Source organism: Arcicella rigui, assembly GCF_034929435.1.
Lineage (GTDB): Bacteria > Bacteroidota > Bacteroidia > Cytophagales > Spirosomataceae > Arcicella > Arcicella rigui.
Genome location: NZ_JAYFUM010000007.1, coordinates 137,645 through 149,568, shown reverse-complemented (window position 1 = coordinate 149,568; position 11,924 = coordinate 137,645). Strand labels below are relative to the sequence as shown.

Genomic DNA, 11,924 nt, shown 5'->3' with positions numbered 1-11,924 from the left:
GAATTATTTCCCCAAACTTTTGTTTTTAGAGTAATACAAAACATTCAAATACGTGAATATACTTCGTAAAATCATTCGCCTAATTCCTTTGGTTTTGGTGATACTCTTTGCACTTTGGGCTTGGGAAAAATTCAGAACGTTTAAAAATCCTTTTTTAGAAGCTGAACCCGAAGTATCGCACAATGTGGTATTAGAAAAAATTACTTCAATGGGAAAACTGGAATTGGTGAAATACAATTTCAGAGATGTGGTAGAAAGTAGCATCAAAAAACAAGTATTGCCCGATGCCAAAGCTTTGTTGATTGTGACGGGCGAAGCAACGGGTTGTATTGATTTAACCAAAATTCGACTTGGCGATATTAGTGAAGAAGACAGTATTTTGGTGGTACATCTCCCCGACCCTGAAATTTGTAGTTTTAAAATAGACCATTCAAAATCAAGAGTGTATAATACTGAATATGCTTTTTTAGACGAAGCTCAATTGATTGATGAAGCATTCAAAAAAGCGGAAATACAAGTACAGCAATCAGCTTTGTCAATCGGTATTTTAGAACAAACCAAAGTATCGGCAGAACAGATTTTGAAACCTTTTCTGGAAGAAGTATCTAAGAAAAAAGTAGTGTTAAAGTTTCAAATGAAGGATACAAAACGAGAATTGAAATAAGTAATTGCAAGGCAGGTTTAATTGCCTTGCAATTATTTTGCATTTATGAAGAATAGCGTTCTGACACAACTCCTCATTCCACACTCAAAACCCATCACTCAAAAATTATCGGTGTCCAAAAATAGCTGAACCTACTCTTACCAAAGTAGAACCTTCTTCGGCTGCAATCAGAAAGTCACCAGACATTCCCATTGAAATTTCTTTTAACTGAAAATTATGGGTTTCGCTTCTTTCCGCTTTTAGTTTTTCAAAAAAGGTTTTCAAACTTCTAAACTCCAATCTGATTTGCTCTTGGTCGTCGGTATTGGTTGCCATTCCCATTAAGCCTACAATCTTGATATTGTTCAAATTCTTGAAAGTATTAGTATCTAATAATTCTTCAGCTTCTTCGGGCGACAAACCAAATTTTGTATCTTCTTGAGCAATGTAAATTTGTAACAAACAATCAATCACTCTTTCGTTTTTTGCAGCTTGTTTGTTGATTTCTTGCAAAAGTTTCAAAGAATCCACCGAGTGAATCATGGCTACGAAACTCGCCATATACTTTACTTTGTTGGTTTGTAGATGTCCAATCAAATGCCATTGAATATCTTTGGGAAGAATTTCCCATTTTTCCACCATTTCTTGTACTTTGTTTTCCCCAAAAGTTTTGCAACCAGCATTATACGCTTCTTGCAAATCCGCAATGGGTTTTGTTTTGGTTACAGCGATTAATTTGGCAGAAGTGCCCCTTAATTGCTGATTGATTGTATCTAAATTTTGTCCTATATTCATAAATTTCCGAAAAAGTGACTTTAAGTTCCTCTAATTTTGTGTTATCAAGCTCAATCACTTAGTTTTGCAAAATTAAAGTAATCTTCTAACGTTTGATTTAATAATAAACATAAATTATCAAATACCAGCCAATGGAGCATAATCCAAATAGACAAAGTGAAAATAAGCTTAAAATTGCCGTTGCTGTTTTGATTTTTTTAGTAGCAGCATTGGGATTTTTGTATTTTCGAGAACGCCAACATAATCATGCAAATGAGGAATTGAGTATCGCCCAAGCAAAGGATTTATTGCAAGCCAACACAAAATTAGATTCTATTGAAATCCAATTGAATCAAAAAATTGTAGAAATCAAGCGATTGGGAGGAAGTGTTGAGGAGCTAATTCGTGCTAAAAAACAATTACAAAAAGACAAATTAGCTTTACAGAAAACAGAAGATTTTTCGATGAAAAAATATGAGTCGAAAATCAAAAAGTATTTGGCTTTACTGGGCGAAAAAGATAATGAATTATTGAGGCTCAGAAAAGAAAACGGTATTCTCACGGCAATGAATGATTCTTTGAGCAAAGAAGCACAGGCTTTGTTAGAAGATATTTCTTATGCTAAAAAAGCTTTGAGTGACTCGTCGGTAAATTACACCGTGCGTCAGAAGGAATTAGCAGAACGCAACCGAGAATTATCCGAAAAAGTAAGTTTGGCATCAGCCTTGCGTGCTGAGAGTATTAATGTGTATGCTATTTCTCCGAAAGGAAAAGAAAGTGATGGCGGTGTGTATAAATCTAAGAAAGTGGATAAAGTAAGAATACTTTTCTATTTGCAAGAAAACCAACTGACAACTCGTGAAGCTAAAACTATTTATTTAAGAATTATCGACCCTTCTGGAGCTACCGTAGCTGATATGAGTACTGGTTCTGGCAATTTTACTTTCAAAAATAAAGAGATTACTTACACGGCTAAACAAAAAATTGTTTACGACAACACGCATCAATCCGTTGAATTTGTGTACAGCCGTGGACAAGCCTACAAAGAAGGTAAACATATTATCGAATTATATTCTGAGGGCTTTAAAATTGGCGAAGGTTCGTTTGAAGTAAAATAGATATGAGCTGTGAGCTATCAGCTTTGAGATTTTAGATTTTAGTCATTATCAATAAAAAAAGACTCTGGAGAAATCCAAAGTCTTTTTTTATTGATATTAAAGCTCATGGCTCATAACTCACAGCTTATAGCTACTTCAAACTCGCAATCATTTCTTCCAAAGCTTTAATTTTAGCTTCTGCATCTGCCAGTTTCTGGCGTTCTCTGGCTACTAATTCTGGTTTGGCATTGGCTACAAAACGTTCGTTGGCTAATTTCGCTTCTGTCGATTTCTTGAATCCTAAGTTATACTCTAACTCTTTTTTGGCATTGGCTAATTCTGCTTCTACGTCAATTTCACCTGCAAGATTGATGAAAAATTCATCCGCTTTTACTACAAATGAAATAGCATTCGCCACTTTATCACTTACATATTCAATCGTTTCAGTATTGGCTAATTTTTGAATAATGCCTTCTAAAGTTTGATAACGAGCTTTTTCTTCTGTTTTGATAGACAAAGGCAAAGCTGTTTTCGGAGATATTTGTTTAGCATTACGTATCTCACGGATTTTTGTTACAACGGTAAACATTGCATCAAAGTCCGCTAACAAAGTAGCATTTACTTCGCCTGCCAATGGATATTCAGCTCTACAAATACTTTCATTTGCTCCACGTTCGCTGATTGCCTGCCAAATTTCTTCGGTAATGAATGGCATATATGGATGAGCCAAACACATCAATTTTTCAAAGATAGAAATCGTTGCTTCAAAAGTCGCTTTGTCGATTGGTTGTTCGTAAGCTGGCTTAATCATTTCTAAGTACTTGCCACAGAAATCATCCCAAATCAAATTGTAAATCGACAACAATGCATCTGAAATACGGAACTTCACAAAGTGTTCTTGTACTTCATTAATCGTCTGGCTCAAACGTGATTCAAACCATTTTACCGACAATTCATTTTCTTGCTTTTGTGGAGTATCAGTCGTTGTCCAACCTTCTACCAAACGATAAGCATTCCATACTTTGTTACAGAAATTACGTCCTTGTTCAACCAATTTCTCGTCAAACATCAAGTCGTTTCCTGCTGGCGAACTGAAAAGCATACCAGTACGCACGCCGTCTGCACCGTACTTCGCAATCAAATCTAATGGGTCTGGCGAGTTTCCTAATGATTTAGACATTTTTCTGCCTAATTTATCACGAACGATACCTGTTAAATATACATTTCTGAAAGGTAATTCGCCTCTCCATTCATAACCAGCGATAATCATACGAGCTACCCAGAAGAATAAAATTTCTGGAGCAGTTACTAAATCGTTGGTTGGATAATAATATTTAATGTCTTCGTTATCAGGATTTTCGATACCATCAAAAACAGAAATTGGCCATAACCACGACGAGAACCAAGTATCCAAAACGTCTGGGTCTTGGGTTAAGTCTTCTTCTGTTAAAGCAAATAATTGTAATTCATGTTGAGCTTTGTGCAAAGCCTCACGCTTACTTCTGGCTACGATAACCGTTCCGTCTTGCAAGTAATAAGCAGGAATTTGCTGTCCCCACCACAATTGTCTTGAAATACACCAATCTCTCACATTTTCCATCCAAGAAGAGTACATATTCTTGAATTTTGGTGGATACAATTTGATGTTGTCATTCATTACGTTCTCTAAAGCAGGCTGAGAAATCTCTTTCATTTCCAAGAACCACTGTAAAGATAATTTCGGCTCGATAACCGCACCAGTACGCTCAGATGTTTTAACGATAGATTTGTACTCTTCTACCTTTACTAAATGTCCTGCTTCTTCTAAATCTTTCACGATATTTCTACGAGCCGCAAAACGGTCTTGCCCTACATACAATACCGCTTTTTCGTTCAAGAAACCTGCATCGTCTAAGATGTCTATTACTGGCAATTTATGTTTTAAACCTAATTCATAGTCATTCAAATCATGGGCAGGCGTTACTTTCAAACAGCCCGTTCCGAAGTCCATCGTTACGTACTCGTCCAAAATCACAGGAATTTCACGACCTAACAATGGAATCGTTACAGTTTTGCCATGAAGATGTGTATAACGTTCGTCGTTCGGGTTAATACAAACAGCAGAGTCCGCCATAATCGTTTCAGGACGAGAAGTAGCAATCGTTAAACTTCCTTCTTCCCCAACAACATTATAAGTAATATAATAAAGCTTCGCTTGAATATCTTTGTCGATTACTTCTTCGTCTGATAAAGCCGTTTTCCCTTGTGGATCCCAGTTTACCATTCTTACACCACGGTAAATTTTACCTTTTTCGTACAAACGAACGAAAGTATCAATTACGGCTTGGTACAAAGAAGGTTCCATGGTAAAACGAGTTCTGTCCCAATCGCAAGAAGCACCCAGCTTTTTCAATTGTTCCAGAATAATCCCGCCATACTTGTCTTTCCATTCCATCGCATAAGCCAAGAATTCGTCACGAGTCAAATCCTTTTTCTCGATGCCTCTTTCTTTCAACATCGCCACCACTTTTGCTTCCGTTGCGATAGACGCATGGTCAGTACCCGGCACCCAACAAGCCTCTTTACCTTCCATTCTTGCCTTACGAATCAATACATCTTGAATAGTATTGTTCAACATGTGACCCATGTGGAGTACACCCGTTACGTTTGGCGGAGGAATTACGATAGAGTAAGGTTCTTTGTCTGGATTTGGTTTTGAAGCAAAGAATTTATTTTCGAGCCAATATTGATACCATTTGGCTTCAATGTCTTGTGGAGCGTATGTTTTTGAAATCATTTTATAAGAATTGTGGGTCAGTTTTCAGTCCTGACGAAATTTGTTGCAAAGATACGGATTTTGAAGGAAAGGAATTAATGGAATGAAAAGAGATATTGGAATAGTTGTGGGGAGATTTTTCAAACATCAAAAGCCAACAGAGCAGATTTACTCTTATTCTAAACTTGAAAATCAAAAAAATATCACCGTTAAATAAATAATATTCAGCACTTTACAGAAAATTAATTATTTTTAAATCATTAAATAGCTTCTACCCCTGTCTGAGAAAAGGCATTGTTCTAAACTTTTCTCATGCCCTGAGTAGAACTCTTTAATTATTTTTAATATTTCTACTTAAACCTCCTCGTATCATGGAAAATCGCATCGCTTTCTCCCTGACCGAAGCTGAACAAACTCAGCTCACCCAACATCTCAACGCTATTTTGCAGATTATTGTCCCCAAAAGCATTGTACTAAGTGCTGAGGAAAGACATGATATGCCCAAAATGGCAGATGGCAACTTACCTTTTACCGAAAAAGCCATAGCTTATATGGCATCTGCCCCACAGTTTAAGCCTTACTTTATTGATACAGCAGATGCTGAAATAGATTTAGCAGGCTACAAACTGATTAAACCTCTTTTAACCAGTACGCTACAAATTGCAAAAGCCGTCGAAGACATCTTTATGCTTTCAGGTTCAGAAGCCTACATGGCAGCCTTAGCTTATTACAAAAACGTTAAGTTTTGTGCAAACGCCAAACAACCCGGAGCAAAAGAAATCTACGATGATTTATCTAAACGATTTGTGGGTGGTAACAAACCTAAAAAACCTTAGTAAAACAACACGGTCAGGCAAAATGCCTGACCGTGTATTTCAGTATGTCGAGTTTGCAAACGGCTAAAAATGGTTAGGAATTATTTCTGTCACTATATCTTTTGTAAGCTTTGCTAAAGGTCTTTTATTATGGTCTTTTTCATCAAGATAATTCCCAAAATAAAATTGATACAATTCAGAGTCATTAGTACTTAAAGCTTGATAAAATTGTCTAATATTTTCTTGTTGAGCCTTAAACACCTCTGCTTTTACAACCAACTCCCCTACTAAATCTCTGTGAACTTGGTATATTTTTTCAAGCTTGAAAATGTTTACATTTCCTTCATTTGGATTATCACCAAATATCTGCCTTTGCTTTTCTTTATCTACTTGTTTTTGTTTATTAGAATCTAAAATAATTTTATAATTATCGGGATGACTTTTTTGAGACTGAACTTCAGTGAATTCAAAACTAAATTTAGCATCATCTCCGAAGCCATCAATATATGGGTTTAAGTGTGTTTTAGGAGTAATTATTACCTTATTCTTTTTACCTTCATTATCTTTATCCTTATCTTCATCCTTTTCGCCACCTTTTAAACTTGAATTACAGAAGTAACAAGATGGTATTAAATTATAAAAACTCAAAGCTAAAAAAGGATACTTAGCTTTGGGATAAAAATGGTCTAAAGTGGGTCTAATTAAACCTTTCTGATTCGCTGAATTATCAAAAACAGTTTGAATTGGAGAACGATTACAATATGGGCAAGTATTTACATTTAATCGTTCTGTTAACCAATAAGCAATTAGTTTCTCTGTTTTTTCATTTGGCACAGTATTTTTTAAAATATCATAATCTATTATTTTATTAATTAACAAATGACTCTCTTTATCTTTAGTGGGATTATCTTTATCTTTAGTGAGATTAAATGAATTATTAACCTCAATCACAAAACAATTTACATCTTTATCAGAAGCACTTGCCAAAATAATACGCTTGACTTTATCCTCATTTGATAGAGATTGACACAACTGTAGAACATCATCATTTACCCAATCTTTTTTTTTCCCTTGTTTTAATTTATTTTCTAATTCTTGTCTTCGTTCTTTTTCACCATTCAGCTCATCCGCTTTAAGTAAATTTATTTTATTTTTAAATAGTAATTTTGTAAAGCTTTTAATTGTCCCCCAGTTTTTTTTTGCTAACTCATCCAAGTTATCCCTCTGATTGAGTATTTGCTCTAATATCATCTTAAATATTTTAGCACGATCTGTAATGGTTTCTTTTATAAAGTCAAAGTACTCTTCTGCAATTTTATCAAGTTCTGGATGCTCAATCTTTATCATTTGTTTCCTTCTTTTAAACGTCTTAATTTTTCAATTTCACTTTCTCTATCTTCAATGATTGAATCTATGATTTGTGTATCATTCTTTGATTTTGAAATAATCAATTCCGTAATCTTTTTCCTTAAAAAAGGCTCTCCAATAATATTAATCTTCTTTTGATACTTTTCTTTGAAAGTTGAGAAAGAAATACTTTCCTTTTCATCATTAATATCCTTGATGAGTTTGTTTATTTTTTTCCTCGAAAACTCACCCATCAATCCATCTTGGAGAAAAAAAGAATCTGTAAATAACTCATGAATATTTGTACCAAAAGTATTATGGCTTTTTGCTAACTTTTTTATTTCTAATGCGTTAGTTTCATTCTTGTCTAAAAGTATGACACAATGTTTAGGAATATCAGATAAAATAAAAGGAGAGTGAGAGGTTAATAGGATTTGAATGTAAGGTCTTGTATGTGTAGAGAATTGACTATCAATAAAATCAATTAAATTATTTATAAACTCTTTTTGCCATTGGGGATGAAGACCTAAATCTATTTCATCTAATAATAAAACTACTCCTTCCTTATTTATGTCTTGTACAACTGAATTAAGCCTGCCCCATAAAGTTAATAAAAGATATTCTCCAGCACTTAAAGTACCATCTCCCAAAGCTTGATGACTAAAATGGAAAAAAGAAAAGTTCAAGGTCATTTCACTATTTTGATAGGTTTGAATTAGTGCTTGTAAATCTTTTATACTTTCATCTGATATTGCCCAAGCAATATTATTTCCATTTACATGAGCTAATTCTTTTAATTTTAATAAGAGAGAGACACAAGTTTGTATTGAGGTAAAATAATTTCTAATACTCTGGTACGAAGAATGTACTAAAGATGAAAGTAACCCTATTATTTCTTCAATAAATGTAGATTCATTTGATATTTCTTTCAATTTAACAATCCTATCAATTATTAAATTATAAGCATTCATTACATCTCCATAAAGTTCATTCTGAAAAACAAATCTCTTTGTTTGATAAATATTTCTTATAGACAATTTCACATAACTATGAATAAATCGTTCAAACTCGTCTTTAGGAGTTGAACGCACTAAAACACTTTCAGCTTTTAATATTTCTGGAAGTTCTGGGTCTGAATTATAAATTAGTCTTAAAGTCAAATATTTAGGAATACTAACAGATTTAATCCTGTATAGATTATTCTTTTTGTGAACAATCGAAATTAAATTTACAATTCTACTAATCTCTTCGAATGCAAATGAGTTAAAATGTTTTTCAAATGATTGATTACTTGGTGAAGGGCTTGATTTATCCTCAAGGTTTCTTGATAATAAAAATTGGGTTGATAGGTTTTTCTGCCCCGCCAATTCCATTTTCGAAAAATCAAAAGAGTTAATAGATGTTGGGTCGAAATGAGTGCTAAGAAAAATGGGGTTGTTTAATTTAACTCTATATAAATCAAACTCTTGTTTGTAATCAAAGGAAAGGGAAATCGTAATTTCATTGATATTTGAAAAAACATTAACTCCATTCTGTCCAAAATATACGATAATGGTATCTTCGAAGTCTCTTCCAGCATCAGAAATCTCATATATTAATGATAAAATAGAACTTTTCCCAACTCCATTTCTACCAACAATTGCAGTTAGATTAGTAATTTTTTTACCCCAAAAATTCTTCTCATAATCACTATTTTCAGTAGCAGTAAGCGTTTTTGTTGTTTCTTCAAAGTTAAATGTGTATTGATTACTTAGGTTAATTCCAAGATCTGAAATGCCTTTGTAGCTTTTAATCCAGAGGTATAAAATTTCCATTTTTGATAGGGTTTATTTGAGTCTTTTATTGGCATCTCAAACATAACTTTTATCAAATCAATATCCTATCTGTTGATTCTATTTTTATCAAACGGTAAATACCTTCAACATCACAAGCATTCATTTAAATATTTCACACTCAATCGGCTCTCTCAAAACCTGTCCCGTCAGGGACTATATATCGGTAGAAATAAGATGGATAGTACAACCCAAATGTCGTTCCTACGGAACTCGATTGATTGAAGGGCACTCACTTCTTTACTACCAATATTTTACTCCTAACGGAGTTAAGTTTGTACAATAACTCATCCAAACCTGTCCCGTCAGGGACTATATATCGGTAGAAATAAGATGGATAGTACAACCTAAATGTCGTTCCTACGGAACTCGATTGATTGAAGGGCACTCACTTCTTTACTACCAATATTCTACTCCTAACGGAGTTGAGTTTGTGCAATAACGCATCCAAGCCTGTCCCGTCAGGGACTATATATCGGTAGAAATAAGATGGATAGTACAACCCAAATATCGTTCCTACGGAACTCGATTGATTGAAGGGCACTCACTTCTTTACTACCAATATTCTACTCCTAACGGAGTTGAGTTTGTGCAATAACTTATCCAAACCTGTCCCATCAGGGACTATATATCGGTAGAAATAAGATGGAGCTTTAAACCAACTGAGTTCCGTAGGAACAAAATATATCTTGGTTGGTAGTGGATTCACTTCTTTACTACCAATATTTCACTCCTAATGGAGTTGAGTTTGGGCAAAACTCATGGCATGACTGACAAATCTTTCTTCTACTTCTTAGAAAATAGGATAGTCATGCCATGAGTAAGATTCTTAGGCATTCATCCAAAAGCATCAAGCTCACTAAAAACAAGGACAACGAGGCTTTTTGCTCGGTTAGTGCAGTAAAAAGAAAGGATTGATAGGCTCGGAGAAGGGAAAAGCTCACTAAAAGTGAGGACGAAGGGGCTTTTTGCTCAGTCGATGCGGTAAAAAGGGAGGATTGATAGGCTCGGAGAAGGAAAAACCTCTCTAAAAGCGAGGATGACGGGGCTTTTTGCTCGGTTGATGCGGTAAAAAGAGAGGATTGATAGGCTCGGAGAAGGAAAAACCTCTCTAAAAGCGAGGATGACGGGGCTTTTTTGCGGTTTTTTGCGGTAAAAAGAGAGACTTGATATGCTTGAGTGTATCAAGCCTCTCTTTTTACCGCAATTTTCCGAAATATAACGAATAAAACCGCATTTTTTTATCCTATTATTCTGTGGATTAAAGACTTAATAACAAATTGAATCGTATTTAATTACTTATTAGCCTAATTTGTCCTTGATAATGTCTAAAGTTTTCATCGGCTGAAATGATGGGAATATCTTCACTGAGTGCGGTAGATAAGATTAATCTATCGAAGGGGTCTTTATGAAATGGGATTAGTGGAATATTGTGATAGGCTATAATATGTGCATTCTTTATTGGTAAAATTTCAAAGTTAGCCTCAAGTAGATAAATAATGGTTTTTTCAAGCGATAAATCAAACTCAGGAAGTTTACCTATTTTTTGTTTGATAGCTATTTCGAATAAACTGATTTGGCTCACTTTAATCGTGTTCGTCTCTAATATTTCACGAACAGATAATGAAATTTTATCTGGTGCTATCAATGACCAAATTACAATTTGAGTGTCTATCAGAAATTCTATTACATATAATCTTTTAAATCATCCAATGGCATGTTAAAATCATCTGGAATATTATAGCCTTTATTGGCTAAAACACCCAAACGTACTCCTTTAGCTTTAGTGATTTCTTCGGAAGTATTTGATGTAATTTCCTCCAAAAACATGATTAGTACTTTAGACTTCTTGGTTGTGGGTGGAGTTTCTTGTAAAGTAAATTGTCCATTTTCATAAACTCCGTTGATGGCTGTGTACATATTATATTGATTTAATTTTATATCCTCGGTTTTGTATATAAAAATGCCATTTTAATTAATCTTTTCAAAATATTTATTCATCCATTCTGCCTGATTATTTCAAGATAAGAGCTTTCAATTATCATCATTGCTTAATAAAAAAATGGCACAACCATTAAATTCATAACAGTTATGCCATCCGTAAAATTATTAATCTATCAATAGAATGAAAACTTGATGATTATTCTTTTTTCTTGTTTTTAGCATCAATGATTGCTCCTGTGCCTGCTCCAAGTCCAGCACCGATTGCTCCGCCGATTAATGCTCCTTTCAAGGGTTTGTTGTTTCTTGAAATAATTGCACCAGATACTGCTCCAACGCCTCCGCCAATTAATGCACCTTTCACTGCCCCACTCATTTTTTTCTTTTTAGCTACTGGCGTTGTGCTACTACTTTTAGTACTACTTCCTTCGCTGGCGGCTACTTTGTTGGTTGATGAAGTACTTTTGGCACTTGCTGCGGCATTGGCTGCATTCAATGAATCAATACTTGCCTGTTTAGCAGCTACCACTTTCATCGAGTCGATTGCCTTTTGTTTAGCTTCTATCAACGCACTCTGGTTTTTCATTGAATCTATCGCCATTTGTTTGGCTTGCTCAACTTCGTTTTTATTGTTTTGGTTACAAGAAACCAATGTAACAAAAACCGATAGGATGATTACTATATTTTTCATATTTGTATTTGTTTAAGAATTATTAGTTT

The 11,924-nt window shown here is 34.4% G+C and carries 10 protein-coding genes; 3 read left to right on the top strand and 7 right to left on the bottom strand.

The window, feature by feature from the left end:
• The first annotated feature begins 52 nt into the window (after window positions 1–52).
• The gene (locus VB248_RS06855) at window positions 53–664 is read left to right on the top strand and encodes a DUF4230 domain-containing protein (protein WP_323296006.1); all 612 of its coding nucleotides are present in this window, start codon (window positions 53–55) and stop codon (window positions 662–664) included.
• Between the two features lie 105 nt (window positions 665–769).
• Here VB248_RS06855 and VB248_RS06850 read toward each other — a convergent pair whose 3' ends face one another.
• On the bottom strand, window positions 770–1,438 hold the full coding sequence (locus VB248_RS06850; RefSeq protein ID WP_323296005.1) for a YggS family pyridoxal phosphate-dependent enzyme: 669 nt from the start codon (window positions 1,436–1,438) through the stop codon (window positions 770–772).
• A gap of 131 nt (window positions 1,439–1,569) precedes the next feature.
• On the opposite strand from VB248_RS06850, the gene VB248_RS06845 reads away from it, so the two are divergent.
• Window positions 1,570–2,535: a hypothetical protein gene (locus VB248_RS06845; RefSeq protein WP_323296004.1), complete on the top strand. Its 966-nt coding sequence runs from the start codon at window positions 1,570–1,572 to the stop codon at window positions 2,533–2,535.
• A 130-nt stretch (window positions 2,536–2,665) separates the two neighbouring features.
• On the opposite strand, the gene VB248_RS06840 is transcribed toward VB248_RS06845, so the two are convergent.
• Entirely contained in the window at window positions 2,666–5,290 is a 2,625-nt protein-coding gene (locus VB248_RS06840; protein WP_323296003.1) for a valine--tRNA ligase, read from the bottom strand.
• A 350-nt stretch (window positions 5,291–5,640) separates the two neighbouring features.
• On the opposite strand from VB248_RS06840, the gene VB248_RS06835 reads away from it, so the two are divergent.
• A complete protein-coding gene (locus VB248_RS06835; protein WP_323296002.1) occupies window positions 5,641–6,105 on the top strand; it encodes a hypothetical protein in 465 nt (154 codons plus the stop codon).
• Between the two features lie 63 nt (window positions 6,106–6,168).
• On the opposite strand, the gene VB248_RS06830 is transcribed toward VB248_RS06835, so the two are convergent.
• The 5 genes from VB248_RS06830 to VB248_RS06810 form a co-directional block, all read right to left on the bottom strand.
• Complete coding sequence (locus VB248_RS06830; protein WP_323296001.1) at window positions 6,169–7,431, bottom strand: hypothetical protein; 1,263 nt, start codon at window positions 7,429–7,431, stop codon at window positions 6,169–6,171.
• Entirely contained in the window at window positions 7,428–9,245 is a 1,818-nt protein-coding gene (locus VB248_RS06825) for an AAA family ATPase (protein ID WP_323296000.1), read from the bottom strand. The genes VB248_RS06830 and VB248_RS06825 overlap by 4 nt, the downstream gene beginning before the upstream one ends.
• A gap of 1,309 nt (window positions 9,246–10,554) precedes the next feature.
• Complete coding sequence (locus VB248_RS06820; RefSeq protein ID WP_323296133.1) at window positions 10,555–10,938, bottom strand: type II toxin-antitoxin system VapC family toxin; 384 nt, start codon at window positions 10,936–10,938, stop codon at window positions 10,555–10,557.
• An 11-nt stretch (window positions 10,939–10,949) separates the two neighbouring features.
• A complete protein-coding gene (locus VB248_RS06815) occupies window positions 10,950–11,183 on the bottom strand; it encodes a hypothetical protein (protein ID WP_323295999.1) in 234 nt (77 codons plus the stop codon).
• Between the two features lie 220 nt (window positions 11,184–11,403).
• Complete coding sequence (locus VB248_RS06810) at window positions 11,404–11,895, bottom strand: YMGG-like glycine zipper-containing protein (protein ID WP_323295998.1); 492 nt, start codon at window positions 11,893–11,895, stop codon at window positions 11,404–11,406.
• Between the last annotated feature and the right edge of the window lie 29 nt (window positions 11,896–11,924).